The sequence below is a fragment of the Aeromonas sp. s8 genome, from assembly GCF_040907785.1.
GTDB classification, from domain to species: domain Bacteria; phylum Pseudomonadota; class Gammaproteobacteria; order Enterobacterales; family Aeromonadaceae; genus Aeromonas; species Aeromonas veronii.
Window position 1 is genome coordinate 95,080 of record NZ_JBFOCL010000039.1, and the last position, 16,447, is coordinate 111,526.

Annotated in this window: 14 protein-coding genes; all 14 read right to left on the reverse strand. The window is 60.4% G+C overall.

All coding sequences use genetic code 11. The features are described from left to right. Positions 1–24: 24 nt before the first annotated feature. The 14 genes from AB5Y86_RS12315 to ftsL all read right to left on the reverse strand — a co-directional run bounded on the left by AB5Y86_RS12315 (position 25) and on the right by ftsL (position 16,447). The gene (locus AB5Y86_RS12315; RefSeq protein WP_005355107.1) at positions 25–930 is read right to left on the reverse strand and encodes a M23 family metallopeptidase; all 906 of its coding nucleotides are present in this window, start codon (positions 928–930) and stop codon (positions 25–27) included. A gap of 140 nt (positions 931–1,070) precedes the next feature. After that, on the reverse strand, positions 1,071–1,994 hold the full coding sequence (gene lpxC / locus AB5Y86_RS12320) for a UDP-3-O-acyl-N-acetylglucosamine deacetylase (protein ID WP_005336146.1): 924 nt from the start codon (positions 1,992–1,994) through the stop codon (positions 1,071–1,073). A 99-nt stretch (positions 1,995–2,093) separates the two neighbouring features. Beyond that, positions 2,094–3,245 carry a cell division protein FtsZ gene (gene ftsZ / locus AB5Y86_RS12325; protein ID WP_005336147.1) on the reverse strand — a complete coding sequence of 384 codons (1,152 nt, stop codon included), beginning with the start codon at positions 3,243–3,245 and terminating at the stop codon, positions 2,094–2,096. Positions 3,246–3,284: 39 nt separating this feature from the next. Further along, positions 3,285–4,544, reverse strand: coding sequence for a cell division protein FtsA (ftsA, locus tag AB5Y86_RS12330; protein ID WP_005336148.1), 1,260 nt, complete (start codon positions 4,542–4,544; stop codon positions 3,285–3,287). Then, the gene (locus tag AB5Y86_RS12335) at positions 4,525–5,277 is read right to left on the reverse strand and encodes a cell division protein FtsQ/DivIB (RefSeq protein ID WP_005336149.1); all 753 of its coding nucleotides are present in this window, start codon (positions 5,275–5,277) and stop codon (positions 4,525–4,527) included. Before AB5Y86_RS12335 ends, ftsA begins: the two co-directional genes overlap by 20 nt. 97 nt (positions 5,278–5,374) lie before the next feature. After that, on the reverse strand, positions 5,375–6,829 hold the full coding sequence (gene murC / locus AB5Y86_RS12340) for a UDP-N-acetylmuramate--L-alanine ligase (protein WP_005336150.1): 1,455 nt from the start codon (positions 6,827–6,829) through the stop codon (positions 5,375–5,377). 111 nt (positions 6,830–6,940) lie between these two features. After that, entirely contained in the window at positions 6,941–8,023 is a 1,083-nt protein-coding gene (gene murG, locus AB5Y86_RS12345; protein ID WP_236360869.1) for an undecaprenyldiphospho-muramoylpentapeptide beta-N-acetylglucosaminyltransferase, read from the reverse strand. Next, the gene (gene ftsW / locus AB5Y86_RS12350; protein ID WP_005336154.1) at positions 8,023–9,204 is read right to left on the reverse strand and encodes a cell division protein FtsW; all 1,182 of its coding nucleotides are present in this window, start codon (positions 9,202–9,204) and stop codon (positions 8,023–8,025) included. The genes murG and ftsW overlap by 1 nt, the downstream gene beginning before the upstream one ends. Next, on the reverse strand, positions 9,201–10,484 hold the full coding sequence (gene murD, locus AB5Y86_RS12355) for a UDP-N-acetylmuramoyl-L-alanine--D-glutamate ligase (protein WP_368192965.1): 1,284 nt from the start codon (positions 10,482–10,484) through the stop codon (positions 9,201–9,203). Before murD ends, ftsW begins: the two co-directional genes overlap by 4 nt. A gap of 4 nt (positions 10,485–10,488) precedes the next feature. Then, entirely contained in the window at positions 10,489–11,571 is a 1,083-nt protein-coding gene (gene mraY / locus AB5Y86_RS12360; protein WP_005336158.1) for a phospho-N-acetylmuramoyl-pentapeptide-transferase, read from the reverse strand. Next, positions 11,565–12,920: a UDP-N-acetylmuramoyl-tripeptide--D-alanyl-D-alanine ligase gene (gene murF, locus AB5Y86_RS12365; protein ID WP_110304000.1), complete on the reverse strand. Its 1,356-nt coding sequence runs from the start codon at positions 12,918–12,920 to the stop codon at positions 11,565–11,567. The genes mraY and murF overlap by 7 nt, the downstream gene beginning before the upstream one ends. After that, complete coding sequence (gene murE / locus AB5Y86_RS12370; protein WP_368192966.1) at positions 12,917–14,449, reverse strand: UDP-N-acetylmuramoyl-L-alanyl-D-glutamate--2,6-diaminopimelate ligase; 1,533 nt, start codon at positions 14,447–14,449, stop codon at positions 12,917–12,919. Before murE ends, murF begins: the two co-directional genes overlap by 4 nt. Then, positions 14,382–16,136, reverse strand: a complete 1,755-nt coding sequence (locus AB5Y86_RS12375; RefSeq protein ID WP_005336163.1) for a peptidoglycan glycosyltransferase FtsI — start codon at positions 16,134–16,136, stop codon at positions 14,382–14,384. Before AB5Y86_RS12375 ends, murE begins: the two co-directional genes overlap by 68 nt. Then, positions 16,133–16,447: a cell division protein FtsL gene (ftsL, locus tag AB5Y86_RS12380; RefSeq protein ID WP_368192967.1), complete on the reverse strand. Its 315-nt coding sequence runs from the start codon at positions 16,445–16,447 to the stop codon at positions 16,133–16,135. Before ftsL ends, AB5Y86_RS12375 begins: the two co-directional genes overlap by 4 nt.

Genomic DNA, 16,447 nt, shown 5'->3' on the forward strand with positions numbered 1-16,447 from the left:
TCACTGGAACCTGAAGAAAAAAACCTAACCCCGTCTGGCACTGAGAAAGCGTGCGGGGTTGACCTGACGACCATCTTTCAACACTTCGTAATGCAAATGGACCCCGGTCGCGCGACCGGTGCGTCCCATCAAGGCAATCTTCTGACCCTGATCAACCAGGGTGCCCACCTCAACCAGCAACTTGGAGTTGTGGGCATAGCGGGTGACCAAGCCATTGCCGTGATTAATCTCCACCATATTGCCAAATTCCGGATGACGGCCCGCCCAGCTGACAATGCCGGGCCCGGTGGCCAGAATCGGGGTTCCGGGTTTGCCACGGAAATCGACCCCTTTGTGCATCTTGGCACGCCCGTTGAACGGATCGACCCGTCCACCAAACCCGGACGAGACCCAAACTCGCTCCTGTTTGACTGGCGTGCCGGAAATAAAACCGGCATCGGTGATATGGTGATTCATGATGAAAGATTCAAGTACCGACAGCTGCTCTTCACGGCTGCTGAGCTGCTGGCTGAGGTGCTTCATCGAGGCTTGCAGCTCGTTGAGGCTCACTTCCAGCTCTTCATCATAAGAAGGGCCGCCCATCGGAGGCAGCTCTTTGAAATTGAACTCGTCGGGATCGAGATCGGCCTGCTCGGTCAATCGTTCACCGAGGGCATTGAGACGGCCAAGCTGACCCTGCATGGTGCCCACCTGAGCAGCCAGCATCGCCAACTGTTCACGGGCTTCGTCACCACTCTGGTCAACGGACTGTTGCTCGGCAACGGCAAGCGCCACTTCCAGCGCCTCCATTTTCTGGTGCCAGCTCTGCCAGAGCCAACCACCACCAAGGGCCAACAGGGAGAAGAGAATACCGCCGACCCAGGCCAGACGTTGTTTGGGCAGGTGCAACTTGCGTCGCTGCTTGCCGTGGAGGATCAGGGTAATGCTCATAGAAATCAGTCTGCTCGGTCAGGTGCGGCCAGGAGCCTGCACGGGAAATAAAACCGGGAGATAATCGGTATTAAAGGATGGAGTAAACAAATGACGGAACGTCGGTGCGGAGAGAGGACCGACGTTCCGTTGCACAGCTATCAGGCCAGAACCAGACCGTTATCGTAGTAAGCGATAGGCGCTTTGTCGCCCTCACCCTCGAAGGTCACCAGTTCCCAAGCCTCCTGCTCGGCCAGCAAGGCACGCAGCAGCTTGTTGTTCAGGGCATGTCCGGTCTTGTAGGCACGGAACTCACCGATGATGCTGCGGTTACACATATAGAGGTCACCGATCGCGTCCAGCATCTTGTGCTTGACGAATTCGTCCTCATAACGCAAACCGTCTTCGTTCAGCACCCGATAATCGTCCAGTACCACGGCGTTTTCCAGGCTTCCGCCCAGCGCCAGGTTCTGGGAACGCAGGTACTCGATATCACGCATGAACCCGAAGGTACGGGCACGGCTGATCTCTTTCACGAAGGAGGCACCGGAGAAATCCAGTACGCAACGCTGATTGCGCCCTTCAAAGACCGGATGCTGGAAATCGATCTCGAGATCCATCTTGAAGCCGTTGCGATAGGGGTGGAATTCCGCCCACTTGTCGCCGTCTTCAACCCGGATGCTCTTCTTGATCCGCACAAACTGCTTGGCAGCATTCTGCTCACGGATCCCGACTTCCTGCAGCAGGTAGATAAAGGGATGCGCACTACCGTCCATTACCGGGATCTCGGGTGCGTCAACCTCAACGTAGAGGTTGTCGATCCCCATCCCGGCCAGCGCGGCAGAGAGGTGCTCAATGGTAGAGACACGGACACCGGCTTCGTTGACCAGAGCGGTACAGAGCACGGTATCGCGCACCTGATCGGCATTGGCTGGCAGCTCCACCACAGGATTCAGGTCGGTACGCAAGTAAACGATCCCTGTGTTCACAGGCGCCGGACGGAACGTCATGGTGACTTTCCGGCCCGAATGCAGGCCGACACCAGTCGCCTGTACACTCGTTTTCAAGGTTCTTTGTCTAATCATGGGTGTACCCTAAACAGCTTAAAATCCGGACCAGATGGTCGTTGGCAGGCCATCTTAGCACATTCCTTGAACAACAAACAAACGAGACCCATAAGAGGCTTAGTCAGCTTGCTTGCGCAGGAACGCCGGAATATCTAGGTAATCCGGTTCACGACGAGCTTGCGGCTCGGCGTTGACCACCTTGGCCGGGGCTTCGTCCATCACGCGGCCTTGCATCATGTCGCTAACCAGCGGCTGACGCACCGGGCGCTCTTGCACCTGGCTGCTCTTGACTAGCGTGATGTCGGGCTTGCGCTCGGCACCGATACCGGTAGCAACCACGGTCACACGCAGTTCGTCGTGCATTTCCGGATCGATTACGGTACCCACAACTACAGTGGCGTTCTCGGAAGCGAAGGCCTTGACCGCGTTACCCACGGTTTCGAACTCTTCGATGGTCATGTCCATACCGGCGGTGATGTTGACCAGGATGCCACGGGCACCAGCCAGATCCACATCTTCCAGCAGCGGGCTGGAGATGGCTTTCTCGGCAGCTTCTTCGGCACGGTCATCACCAGAGGCGGAACCGGTACCCATCATGGCAGTACCCATTTCGCGCATAACGGTACGCACGTCAGCGAAGTCGACGTTGATCAAGCCCGGACGGGTGATCAGCTCGGCAATGCCCTGTACCGCGCCAAGCAGTACATCGTTGGCCGCCTTGAAGGCGTCCAGGAGGGAGATACCGCGACCCAGCACCTTCAGCAACTTGTCGTTGGGGATGGTGATCAGGGAGTCGACGTTCTTGGAGAGCTCTTCGATACCGTGGGCGGCGAAGCCCATCCGCTTCTTCCCTTCGAAGGAGAACGGCTTGGTCACCACAGCAACGGTCAGGATGCCCATCTCGCGCGCCACTTCGGCCACGATCGGCGCAGCACCGGTACCGGTACCACCACCCATACCGGCGGCGATGAACACCATGTCGGAACCGGTCAGCAGCTCACGCAGCGCTTCGCGATCTTCCATGGCCGCATCACGACCCACTTCCGGATTGGCGCCGGCACCCAGACCCTTGGTGATGCCACCGCCGATCTGCAGGGTAGTGTTGGCGCTGGAGTTACGCAGTGCCTGGGCATCGGTGTTGACGGTAATAAACTCAACACCCTCAATATTTTGACGAACCATGTGTTCGACAGCGTTACCGCCGCCGCCACCTACACCGATCACTTTAATGACGGCTTCGTCAGTGTGGCTATCCATAAATTCAAACATGTTGTCTCTCCGCTTTATTTGCCTGACTCAGCAAAATTCTTAGAACTCGCCACGCAGCCAGTTGCTAACCCGTTTGACCAGGCCACCGACGCTTGCCTTGGCGGCATATTCTTTGTTGCTACCTGTGGCTTGATGGGTGCGACCATATTGCAGCAACCCGACCGCAGTCGAGTACACCGGTGCCTGCACGTAATCACTCAAACCACGTATGTTCATGGGCTCTCCCACCCGGACCTGGCTCTGGAAGATCTGCTCTGCACACTCCACAATGCCTTCAATCTGGGCAGCGCCGCCGGTCAAGACCACACCGGCTGCCAGCTGATGCTTGACCCCCTGCGCTTTCAACTCGCTTTGTACCCGCACCAGCTCATCATTCACCATGGAGAGCAACTCGGTGTAACGGGGCTCAATCACTTCAGCCAGTGTCTGCCGTTGCAGGCTGCGCGCCGGACGACCGCCGACACTGGGTACTTCAATATTGTCTTCCTTGCTGACCAGACGACCGAGGGCGCAACCGTAGCGCACCTTGATCGCTTCCGCGTCGAGCGGCGGCGTGCCGAAGGCATAGGCGATGTCGCTGGTCACAGTGCTGCCAGCGTACGGGATCACCTTGGTGTGGCGCAGAGCACCGCCGGTAAACAGCGACATGTCCATGGTGCCGCCACCGATGTCCACCACGCAGACACCCAGCTCTTTCTCGTCTTCGGTCAACACGGCATAGCTGGAGGCCAGCGCGGAGAAGATCAGTTGATCCACGCGCAAACCGACCTTCTCCACACATTTCTCAATGTTGCGAGCCATGTCGTTGTGGCAGGTGATCAGGTGAACCTTGGCCGCCATCCGCACACCGGAGAGGCCGACCGGATTCTTGATCCCTTCCTGATAATCGATGGCAAACTCCTGAGGCAGGACATGCAGCACGCGCAGCTCGTCGGAGAGGCGAACCGACTTGGCAGTGTGGATCACGTTGTCCACATCCTCCTGAGTCACCTCTTCATCAGAGATGGGCACCATACCGGTCTCGTTGCGGCAATCGATATGCTTGCCGGACAACCCCAGATAGACCGAGCTGATCTGGCAATCTGCCATCATCTCGGCCTCTTCCACCGCGCGGCGCAGTGACTTGACCACGGAGTCGAGGTCATTGACCCCGCCCTTCTCCATTCCGCGAGAAGCGTGACTGCCCATACCGATGACGTTCAGTTCACCGTCCGGCAATACTTCCCCGACCAGAACCGCCACCTTGGTTGTGCCGATATCCAGTCCGACAATCAAATTCCTATCTGCGGTGTTGGTCATGCACTTTCTCTTCGCTCTTCTTCCAGCCAACTGCCATTCCGGTGTCGTATCGAAGATCCACGTAGGCGACTTGCGCACGAGGTTCGATAACCGGGAAGGCATCGATAAACCGCTGTAACCGGAGCGCAATGTCATTGCGTCCCAGGAACAGCTTGATATTGCCATCCAGGGTCAGTTCCCAGGCATGGCGGGGGGTCAGATTCACCCCCAGCAACTTGTATCCCTTGGCAGCCAGTTGCGACTCGTACTGCCGACTCTCTTTCAACACCCGGGCGGCCTGGTCATCCGGCCCTGACAGCTGCAACAGCGGCGTCTTGACCCGATCCGGGGCACTGAATACCTTGCCCTTGGTGTTGACGAAGCGGTTGCCATTCCAGCGCGCCGCCACATCTTGTTCCGTGAGGTAGATCTTGATCTTGTTCGGCCACTTCTTTCGTACCGAGACCGAGGCCACCCATGGCAAGGCATTGAGCCTTGCCTGCAATTCGTTGACGTCCAATTCGAAGAAGTTGCGCAGCTCGGCGCCATCCAGCACGGCCATCCGCAGCTCTTCGGTTTGCAAATACTGGTGTTGCCCCTGCAGCAACAGCTCGCTCATGGGCAACCGGTTGGCATCTGTCAGCCAACCTTTAACATCCAGCGCCGTCCGGTAGCAGCCCCATATCACCAGCAGGAAAAACGCTACCCCTGCGATGAAGCCACCCTTGGTGCGCCCCTGTGCCCTTGCCTCCACCCGATCGATCCCCGTGTAACGCGCTAAACCGGCCTTTGACAGACCGGTTCGCCATTATATAGGCCCCGGCTTGGCGGTCAAAATACTCATTGGGCCCTCAGGCGCCAGATTTCATGCTATCTATGCTCAATTTCATCTCTCCGAGACGACGGGCCAGCGCCCCGACGTTCCCGGCGCCTTGAGTCAACACCAGATCCCCCTCGCCGATCAGGTCGGCCAGCACGGCTGGCACGTCATCTGGCGTGGCGACGAAGATGGGTTCCAGGTTGCCACGCGAGCGAATGGAGCGGCACAGTGCCCGTCCATCAGCGCCCGGGATCGGCTCCTCACCGGCAGCATAAACCTCCAGCATCACCAGCACGTCTACCTTGGAGAGCACATCGGCGAAGTCCTCGTAGAGGTCGCGGGTGCGGGTATAACGGTGCGGCTGGAACACCATCACCAGACGCTTCTCGGGCCAACCGGCGCGGGCGGCGTTGATGGTGACCTTCACTTCACTCGGGTGGTGGCCGTAATCGTCCACCAGCATCGCCTTGCCGCGACCGGTTTCAAACTCGCCATACTGCTGGAAGCGACGACCGACCCCTTCAAATTTGGCCAGTGCAGAGATGATGGCCTCGTCGCTGACCCCGTCCTCTGTCGCGACAGCTATCGCCGCTGCGGCGTTCAATGCGTTGTGAATACCCGGCAAATTGAGGGTCACCTGCAGCTCACCGGCCTCTTTGCGGCGAACACGGAAGCAGCTGTGGTTGGTGGTCTGGACAAAATCCAGCACCTGCACATCGGCATCGTCAGAGAGACCGTAGGTCAGGGTCGGGCGAGCAATCTCGGGCAACATGCCACGGATCACCGGATCATCGATGCAGACCACCGCCAGCCCGTAGAAGGGCAGATTGTGCAGAAACTCGATGAAGGTGGCCTTCAGCTTGGAGAAGTCACCGCCGTAGGTGTCCATGTGATCCGCTTCGATGTTGGTCACGATAGAGACCATCGGCTGCAGATGCAGGAAAGAGGCGTCGCTCTCGTCCGCCTCGGCAATCAGGTAGCGGCTGCTGCCCAGTCGGGCATTGGTACCGGCACTGTTGAGCAGGCCACCGATGACGAAGGTCGGGTCGCGGTCGGCTTCGGCATAGATGCTCGCCACCAGACTGGTGGTGGTGGTCTTGCCGTGGGTACCGGCAATGGCGATACCGTGACGGAAACGCATCAGCTCGGCCAGCATCTCGGCACGGCGCACCACCGGGATCCGCAGTTCGCGGGCAGCCAGCAGCTCCGGGTTGTCCTGCTTGATGGCAGTAGAGACCACTACCACGCTGGCCCCCTCAACGTGTTCGGCACTGTGGCCGACGAAGATGTGGGCGCCCAGTCCGGCCAACCGCTCGGTCACGGCGTTGCGAGCCAGATCAGAACCCGTTACCTGATACCCTTCGTTGGCAAGCACTTCGGCGATCCCGCCCATACCGGCACCACCGATGCCGATAAAGTGGATGCGACGCACGCGGCGCATTTCGGGGATCACAGTACGCAGTTTTGCCAGTTCAACCTTGGTCATAATCGTCTCTTTAGTCTGCCGCAGGCCATGTGCCGTCAAAGCGCGGCTGTACGGCGGCATCAATACATACAGGTACAAGGCTGCACGGTGTCACCGCTGCAACCTTGCTCATCAATCTTTACCACGCAGCCCGGTTGCGAGCTGTTTGCACTCATCAGCAACCCGCTCGGCCGCATCTGTGATGGCGACGCGACGAGCCGCTTTCGCCATGTTAAACAGGGTCTCCCGGCGACCAGCCAGCCAGGTCAGGCGCGCCGCCAGCGATGCGGTATTCAGCTCGGACTGGGGCAGAAACTCGGCCGCACCGCCGTCAACCAGGGTCAGGGCGTTACGGGTCTGGTGATCATCCACCGCATGGGGCAGCGGCACGAAAATGGCGGCCACACCGGCGGCAGCCACTTCGGAAACAGTCAGGGCACCGGCACGGCAGACCACCAGGTCGGCCCAGGCGTAGGCGCTGGCCATATCCTTAATAAACTCGCTCACCTCGGCATTGATGCCGTGCTGGGCATAGGCAGCAGAGACGGCCTCAGCATTGCCCTTGCCACACTGGTGACGCACTTCAATGGGCACGCCGGATGCCGCCACCGCAGCAGGTACCTGCTCGTTGAGCACCCGCGCACCCAGACTGCCACCCACGATCAGCAGATGCAGTGGCTCGGCTCCGCTGCGCAGTTGCGGATCCGGCAGGGCGACCACTTCGGGACGCACCGGATTGCCCACCACTGCGGTGCGACGGCTCGGCGCGAAGGCGCCCGGAAATGCCATCAACACCCGCCTGGCGATACGGGCCAGCAACTTGTTGGTCATGCCGGCAGCAGCATTCTGCTCATGGAGCAGCAGCGGGATGCCGGAGAACCAGGCCGCCACGCCACCCGGGCCGGAAGCAAAACCGCCCATGCCGAGCACCACATCAGGGCGAACGGTCTTGAGCACCTGACGCGCCTGCAGGATCGATTTGACGATGCGATAGGGCGCCACCAGCAGTCGTTTGATGCCGTTGCCACGCACCCCCTGAATATCGATGAAGGAGATGGGATAACCGTGGGCGGGCACCAGCTCCGCCTCCATCCGGTCGGCAGTGCCGAGCCAGTGGACAGTCCAGCCCTGGGCCTTCAGGCGATCGGCCACGGCCAGACCGGGGAACACATGCCCACCGGTACCACCTGCCATCACCAACAGAGTCTTGCTCACTAAACCTCCCGCACGCGCGCCTGGGCTGTCGCCTGACGCAACTCAAAATCGATTCGAATCAACATGCTCACCGCCACCGACATGATGATGAGACTGGAACCACCGTAACTGACCAGCGGCAGGGTCAAGCCCTTGGTCGGCATCATGCCGCTGGCTGCGCCAACGTTGACGAAGGTCTGGAAGCTGAACCAGATGCCGATGCCGATCGCCAGATAACCGTCATAGAGCCGCTCGGCCACCAGCGCGCGATGCCCCAGCTTGAGCGCCTTGACCGCCAGCGCAAAAATCAGGAACAGGGCGCCCAGCACCCCGACGTAACCCAGCTCTTCACCGAGGATCGCAAACACGAAGTCGGTGTGCGCTTCCGGCAGGTACTCCATCTTCTGAATAGAGTTGCCAAGCCCTTCGCCAAACCAGCTGCCACGACCAAACGCCATCAGCGACTGGGTCAACTGGTAGCCGCTGCCAAACGGATCGGCCCAGGGATCCATAAAGGAGGTCACCCGCCGCATCCGGTAGGGCTCGACGATGATCAGCATCACCACCGAGCCGAGGCCCGCGCCGATCAGGGTCAAAAACTGCCCCAGTCGGGCACCGGCCAGAAACAGCATGCCGAACGAGGTAACGAACATCACCACGGTAGAACCCAGATCAGGTTGCAACAGCAGCAAGACCGCCAGCACCCCGAACACCGCCAGCGGTTTCAGGAAGCCGATCCAGGCTTCACGCACTTCGCTCTGGCGCCGCACCAGATAACCGGCCAGATAGACAAACAGCGCCAGCTTGCCAAACTCGGCAGGCTGCAGGTTGAAGGGACCGAGCGGCAACCAGCGCACCGCACCGTTGACGTTCCGCCCCACCAGCAGCACCAGCACCAGCATCAAGATCGCCAGCAGCAACATGGGGCCGTTGTGCTGTTGCCAGCGCGCCATCGGCACCTGCAACACAAACCAGGAGATACCGAGCGCCATCACCAGAAACAGGGCGTGACGCTTCACAAACATGAAGGGGTCATCCCCCAGCGCAATCCCCTCGGGAATCGACGCCGAGGCCACGATGACCACCCCGACCGCCATCAGGGAGAGCGCCAGCAGTACCAGCTGCCGATCGTAGAGACCGGCAGGACGCGCCGGTAACAACCAGCGCTGGAATAGACCTGCTGCTGCGCGAAGGGCGTTCATAGCGCCAGCACCATCTCAGTGAAGCGATCGCCGCGCACCTCGAACGACTTGAACTGATCGAGGCTGGCACAGGCCGGCGCCAGCAGCACCCAGTCACCGGGCTTGGCATCGGCCGCTGCTTTGGCAACTGCAGCGGCCAAGTCGGCCACCCGTTCGGTCTGCTCTCCCAGTGCCAACAGCACCTCGGCATCCTGACCAAAGCAGTACATGTGATCGATCTGGTTGCCCAGCAGCGCCTGGATCGGGCCAAAATCCTGCCCCTTGCCCTGACCACCGGCCAGCAACAGCAGGCGCCCCTTGACCGACTCGCGCACACCGGCAACGGCAGCCAGAGTCGCCCCCACGTTGGTGGCCTTGGAGTCGTTGATCCAGCGCACCCCGTTCACCTCCCGCACGAAGCGGGCGCGATGGGGCAAGCCCTCGAAACGACGCAGCACGGTGAGTTGCGCAGCACGGGGAATGCCGACCGCATCGCACAACGCCATGGCGGCCAGCGCGTTGGCCTGATTGTGGGCACCGACGATCTTCATCTCGTCCACCGCCAGCAGTGGTTCACCGTGCAGGGTCAACCAGTAGCGGCCATCCAGCAGGCAGCGGCCATAGCCATTGCAGTCGAGACCAAAGCTCTGCCACACCTGACCCACATCAGGCAGGGTCTGGGCATCATCACGATTGACCAGAATGTGTTTGGAGTGCTGATGGATCTCCATCTTGGCGGCGCGATAGTCGGCCATGCCCTGATAACGATCCATGTGATCTTCTGAGAGGTTCAGCACCACGGAGGCGGCAGCACGCAAACTGTGAGTAGTTTCCAACTGGAAGCTGGAAAGCTCCAGCACGCAGAGATCCATCGGCTGCTTGAGCAGCTCCAGCGCAGGCGTGCCGATATTGCCGCCCACACCGACATTGAGACCGGCTTCGGCAATCATCTCGCCCACCAGGGTAGTAACCGTGCTCTTGCCGTTCGAGCCGGTGATGGCGATGACCGGGGTCTGGGTCTCGCGCACAAACAGCTCGATATCACCGACGATCTGCACGCCACACTCGGCAGCGGCTTTCAGTTCGGGGGTCGCCAGCGCGATACCCGGGCTCGCGACGATCATGTGCGCCTGCTTGAGCAGCGCCTCGTCGAGACCGTGAATGAGCTCTACCTCAAGCGGCAGTTGATCCTTGCCGGGCGGGTTGGCACGGGTATCCATCACCAGTGGCGTCACGCCACGGCCGAGGAAGTAATCGACACAGGAGAGTCCGGTTTTGCCCAATCCGATGATGATGACCATGGCCTTACCTCACCTTCAGGGTGGCAAGACCCAGCAGCACCAGCACGAGGGTGATGATCCAGAAGCGCACGATGACGCGCGGCTCCGGCCAGCCCTTCTTCTCGTAGTGGTGATGGATCGGCGCCATGCGGAAGATCCGCACGCCGCGCAGCTTGTATGAACCCACCTGCAGGATCACCGAGACGGTCTCCATCACGAAGACGCCGCCCATGATCACCAACAGGAACTCCTGACGGACCAGCACGGCGATGGTGCCAAGCGCGCCGCCCAGCGCCAGGGAACCAACGTCCCCCATAAAGACCTGGGCCGGATAGGTGTTGAACCAGAGGAAACCCAGACCCGCCCCGACGATGGCGGTACAGACGATCACCAGCTCGGAGGTATAGGGCACGTAGGGAATGTGCAGGTAGTTGGCAAAGTTGACGTTACCGGTAGCCCAGGCGATCAGGGCAAAGCCCCCCGCCACCATCACGGTCGGCATGATGGCCAGACCGTCGAGACCGTCAGTCAGGTTGACCGCGTTGGAGGTGCCGACGATGACAAAGTAGGTCAGCACGATAAACATCAAGCCAAGCTGCGGCATCACATCCTTGAGGAAAGGCACCACCAGCTGGGTTTGGCCCTCATGGGTTGCGGTCGCATAGAGGAACACCGCCACCGCCAGCGCTACCGTGGATTGCCAGAAATACTTCCAGCGAGCGATCAGGCCGTCGGTATTCTTGCGCACCACCTTGAGGTAGTCGTCGGCAAAGCCGATGGCGCCGTAGGCACCCAGCACAAACAGCACCAGCCAGACATAGGGGTTGTCGAGGCGGCACCAGAGCAGCACAGACGTGAAAATCGCAGCAATGATCATCAGGCCCCCCATGGTCGGGGTACCCCGCTTGCTGAGGTGGGACTCGGGACCATCGTTGCGGATCACTTGACCGAACTTCAGGATCTGCAGGCGACGTATCAGGCGTGGCCCCATCCAGAGGGCAACCCCCAGTCCGGTGATTATCGACAGGATGGCGCGAAACGTCAGGTAGGAGAAGACGTTGAAGAAGGTGAAGTGCGGGGTGAGCAGTTCGGCCAGCCAGACTAGCATGTGGCTGACTCCTGATGGCCTTTGACCATCTCGACGATATCTTCCATGCGGGAGCCACGGGCCCCCTTGACCAGAATCGAAATTTCCTGATGTGTATTTATCATTTGCGCAAGCACTTCAAACAACGACGCCTTGTTATCGAAATGTCGGCCAGCCGCGGCATCTGCGGTGTGGCGACTCTCTTCCCCCACTGTCAGCACGGCATCCAGACCGCGCTCGCGGGCATGACGGCCAACCCGGGCGTGTTGCTCGGCAGACTCCTCACCCAGTTCCCGCATATCACCGAACACCAGCACCTTGAAGCCGCCCATGGCGGTCAGGGCATCGATGCCCGCCAGCACGGATTCCACGCTGGCATTGTAGGTATCATCCACCAGGGTCAGACCGCCCCAGCGCTGGACGCAGAAGCGCCCCTTGACCGGCGCCATCTGTTCCAGCCCCGCCTTGACACAGGCGAGGGATGCGCCGAGGGCCAGACAGCCCGCGGCGGCAGCCAACGCATTGGCCACGTTGTGGCGACCAGGGATCGCCAGAGTCAGGCTCAGCTCGCCCTGCGGGGTCACCATCACGAACTCGGCACAACCTTGTTCGTTGAGCACAAGGTTGCGCGCGTGGAACGGCTGGCTCTGATCTTCGATGGAGAAGGCGCACTGAATGCCGCGCTCCCGCCACTTCGGCCAGAATTCGTTGTCGGCATTGACGATGGCGGTGCCACCCTCGCTCAAGCCCTCAAAGATTTCGCTCTTGGCGTGGAACACCCCTTCCAGCGAGCCGAAGCCCTCCAGATGGGCCGCCGCCACGTTGTTGATGATGGCGGCATCGGGTTTGGCCAGTGAAGTAGTCCAGGCGATTTCGCCCGGATGGTTGGCACCCAGCTCCATCACTGCAAACTTGTGTTGCGGCTCGAGGCGCAGCAGGGTGAGCGGCACGCCCACCTCGTTGTTGAAGTTGCCAGCTGTGGCCAGCACTTCCCCTTCGTTGCGCAGGATGGCGGTTGCCATCTCCTTCACCGTGGTCTTGCCGCAGCTGCCGGTAATGGCCAGCACTTTCGGGTTGATGCGCTCGCGTACCAGCTTGCCGAGTCGGCCCAGTCCTTTCAGACTGTCGGTCACCACCAGCTGGGGGATGGCCAGCGGCAGCTCACGCTCGACCAGCAGGGCAGAGGCCCCTGCCTGAACGGCCTGCTCGCAAAAATCGTGGGCATCGAAGCGCTCGCCGCGCAGGGCAACGAACAGGGCACCCGCGCCCAGAGTGCGGGTGTCGGTACTGACGACGCTGATCTCGCCGTCGTCACCAATCAGACGGGCATCGAGTACCTGAGCCAGCTCGGCAAGCCTGAGGGTCATCATTTGAATGACTCCAATAATGTGTGCAAGGCGGCCGCAACGGTTTCCCGGTCGCTGTAGTGCCGCTTGTCGGTTCCAATGATCTGATAATCCTCGTGACCCTTACCGGCCACCAGGATGATGTCCTGTTTGCTCGCCTGACCGATGGCCAGCACAATCGCCTTGACCCGGTCGTGCTCCACCTGCACCGCAGCAGGATCGCGAAGACCCGCCACCATGTCGGCCATGATCCGGGCCGGCTCCTCGGTACGGGGATTGTCGTCGGTCAGGATCACGCGATCCGCATACTGTTCGGCCATGGCAGCCATCATGGGGCGCTTGCCGCGATCGCGGTCGCCACCACAACCAATCAGACACCAGAGCTGGCCGTTGCAGTGCACCCGCAGGGCCTGCAATGCCTTCTCCAGCGCATCCGGGGTGTGGGCGTAATCGACCACCGCCAGCGGCGTATCACCACCGCCGAAACACTCCATGCGACCGGTCACCGGCTGCAACTGAGGCGCTGTCGCCAGCAGCTCGTTGAAGTCGTAACCGAGCACCAGCATCACACCCATCGCGGCCAGCACATTGCTGACGTTGAAGCGCCCGAGCAAGGGGGCGGATAATACACCATTCCCCCAGCTGGAGTTAATCTGCGCGCGAAAACCTTGCTGGTGAAAATCGAGCTGCTGCGCCGTTAATTGACGGCCAGAATGGTGTTCAATCGGGCCATCCACACTGAAGGCCACCGCTGCCGGGTATTTCTCGAGCCACTTGGCACCCAACTCGTCATCACGGTTGATCACCGCATTCGACTCATCGACCAGCTGCAACAGCTGCTCCTTGGCGGCGCCATAGGCCTCCATGGTGCCGTGGTAGTCGAGGTGATCCCGGCTCAGGTTGGTGAAAACGGCAGCGGCAAACGGCAGTGCGGCAACACGATGCTGCACCAGACCATGGCTGGAGACCTCCATCGCCACCAGATCCGCCCCCTGCGCTTGCAGCGCAGCCAGATTGGCTTGCACCTGAACGGCACTGCCGGTGGTATTTTCCGCTTCGATCAGATTGCCAAACAGGCCGTTGCCGATGGTGCCCATCACACCCGCCTTGCCACCCAGCAGGGTGCGCCAGTTGGCGACCAGCAGTGCCGTGGTGCTCTTGCCATTGGTGCCGGTGATCCCGACCAGCGCCAGTTTTTTGGCTGGCTGGTCGTAGAAATATCCGGAGAGCTCAGAGAGGTGAGCGGGCAGATCCCGCATCCCGATACAGGGAACCGGAGTCGATGGTGGGATAAATTCACCATCCTCCTCAAACACAACAGCGGTCGCTCCCTGAGCCACCGCCTGTTCGATAAACCGTCTGCCATCCATCTGATGACCACGAATGGCCACGAAGAGCGAGCCGGGGCCAACCCGCCGACTATCCAGCTGGATATCGGTCAGGGTGAGCGCCGGCGCCTGGATACCGAAGGGGCGCAGTAATGCATCAAGTGCGCGGGACAAGAGAAGCCTCCGTACGGGCAAGTTTGGTGGGCACCGCTGGCGGCACCGCATCGGGACGAATATTGAAGAGCTGCAGCACCCCGCCCATGGCCTCTGCAAACGGTGGGGTCGCCACGGCGCCGCCATAATAGGCGCTGCCTTTTGGCTCGTTGATCACCACCACCATGACGAAACGGGGATCACTGGCGGGTGCGAAACCGGCAAACCAGGCCATGTAATCCTTGCCATAGCCACCGGCGACGGCGACCTTGGCGGTACCACTCTTGCCACCGACCCGATAGCCCGGGATCTTGGCTTTTGGAATGGCGTTGTCGACCACATACTCCAGCGCCTGCAACATGGCAGCGGCGTTGTTGTGATCGATAACCTGCTCACCCTTGGGCGGCGTAGTCACCTTGACGATGGAGAGCGGCACCCGTTTGCCCTTGTTGGCCAGGGTGGCGTAGGCGGAAGCCAGCTGCAGCGGGGTGACTCGCAGACCATAACCGAACGAGAGGGTTGCTCGCTCGATATCGGACCAGCGACGACGCTGGGGCAGCATGCCGCTGCTCTCGCCCATCAGCCCGCTGCCGGTATCCATGCCGAAACCGAACATGCTGAGGGTATTGATCATCTCCTGCGCCGGCATCCGCAGCGCGATACGCGACATACCGATGTTGGAGGAGTAGCGCAGGATGTCGTAGAGGTTGGTCGCCTTGTGGATACTGACGTCCTTGATCTGCTTGGCACCGATAAAGAGCGGACCACCGGGAATGAAATCTTTCCAGCTGGTCACACCTGCCTGCAAGGCACTGAGCAAAATCAATGGCTTGACGGTCGAACCCGGCTCGTAGGTATCGGTCACCACCCGGTTGCGTACCCGGAAGCTCTGATACTGGCCGCGGTTGTTCGGGTTATAGGAGGGGGTGTTGACCATGGCGAGTACTTCACCGGTCTTGATATCCAGCATCACCATGGAGCCGGAGGTCGCCTTGTTCTCGTCGGTTGCCCGCTTGAGGGCACGGTAGGCCAGAGCCTGCACCCGCTGATCGATACTGAGCTGCAGATCGTTGGCGTTCTTGCCCTCTTTGACGATGCCAAGCCGCTCGATGACGCGCCCCTGACGATCCTTGCGCACCCGCATTTCGCCGGGTGTCGCCGTCAGCCACTCGTTGTAGCTGCGCTCAATCCCTTCAATACCGCTGCCATCGATGTTGGTCACCCCCACCAGATGGGCACTGATTTCGCCAGTCGGATAGAAGCGGCGCGCTTCGGGGCGCAGGTAGACGCCACCCAGCTTGAGCCCCTTGATATATTCTGCCACCGCAGGAGTAACCTGACGTTGCAGATAGACGAAGCGCTTGCTGGGGTTGGCGATACGGTGTTTGAGAGTATTGATGTCGAGCTTGAGCACGGCGGAAAGCGCCAGCCAGGCTCGCTCGTTATTGATGGCACCGGATTCATGCACTGTCTTGGGATCGGCCCAGACAGCTTCGACCGGTACAGAAACCGCCAGCTGCTCGCCGTTGCGATCGGTGATCATGCCGCGCACCGCCTGGGTAGAGGTGGTACGCAGGGAACGCATGTCCCCTTCCTGACGCAGACGATCCGGATTGATCACCTGGATCCAGGCCAGACGCAGGATCAGACCCACAAACGCGATGCCGATAAACACCGCAAGCGTGCGAAAGCGCCACGGATAGATCGATGGCGCTTTGACATTCGCTTTGGCAGCTTTGGCTGTAGCCTTGCGTTTCATGGTTGGGTAATTACCTTCTCGGTGGTCACCAGCGGACGACCCATCTGCAACTTGTCCATCGCCAGACTCGCCACCCGGGAGTGTTCAGCCAGGGTGCCCTGTTCCAGCAACAGGTGGCGCCATTCGATATTGAGGCGATCCTCTTCCGCCATCAGATCGTTCTGCTTGGCCGTCAGACCACGGGTCATGTTGGTCACCAGGATCACGGCAAACGCAGTCACCAGCACGGCGACCGACAGAAAAATCTGCAGCTTGTGCCGCCAGACATCGGCAACGATCTCCTTGGCCAGATGAACACGCACTTCGCTCAT

What these genes read in the sequence shown, in the direction of transcription:
- AB5Y86_RS12315 (WP_005355107.1), bottom strand. Translation starts at nt 930, where the DNA reads ATGAGCATTACCCTGATCCTCCACGGCAAGCAGCGACGCAAGTTGCAC.
- lpxC (WP_005336146.1), bottom strand. Translation starts at nt 1,994, where the DNA reads ATGATTAGACAAAGAACCTTGAAAACGAGTGTACAGGCGACTGGTGTC.
- ftsZ (WP_005336147.1), bottom strand. Translation starts at nt 3,245, where the DNA reads ATGTTTGAATTTATGGATAGCCACACTGACGAAGCCGTCATTAAAGTG.
- ftsA (WP_005336148.1), bottom strand. Translation starts at nt 4,544, where the DNA reads ATGACCAACACCGCAGATAGGAATTTGATTGTCGGACTGGATATCGGC.
- murC (WP_005336150.1), bottom strand. Translation starts at nt 6,829, where the DNA reads ATGACCAAGGTTGAACTGGCAAAACTGCGTACTGTGATCCCCGAAATG.
- ftsW (WP_005336154.1), bottom strand. Translation starts at nt 9,204, where the DNA reads ATGAACGCCCTTCGCGCAGCAGCAGGTCTATTCCAGCGCTGGTTGTTA.
- murD (WP_368192965.1), bottom strand. Translation starts at nt 10,484, where the DNA reads ATGGTCATCATCATCGGATTGGGCAAAACCGGACTCTCCTGTGTCGAT.
- mraY (WP_005336158.1), bottom strand. Translation starts at nt 11,571, where the DNA reads ATGCTAGTCTGGCTGGCCGAACTGCTCACCCCGCACTTCACCTTCTTC.
- murF (WP_110304000.1), bottom strand. Translation starts at nt 12,920, where the DNA reads ATGATGACCCTCAGGCTTGCCGAGCTGGCTCAGGTACTCGATGCCCGT.
- murE (WP_368192966.1), bottom strand. Translation starts at nt 14,449, where the DNA reads ATGCGGTGCCGCCAGCGGTGCCCACCAAACTTGCCCGTACGGAGGCTT.
- AB5Y86_RS12375 (WP_005336163.1), bottom strand. Translation starts at nt 16,136, where the DNA reads ATGAAACGCAAGGCTACAGCCAAAGCTGCCAAAGCGAATGTCAAAGCG.
- ftsL (WP_368192967.1), bottom strand. Translation starts at nt 16,447, where the DNA reads ATGAGCGAAGTGCGTGTTCATCTGGCCAAGGAGATCGTTGCCGATGTC.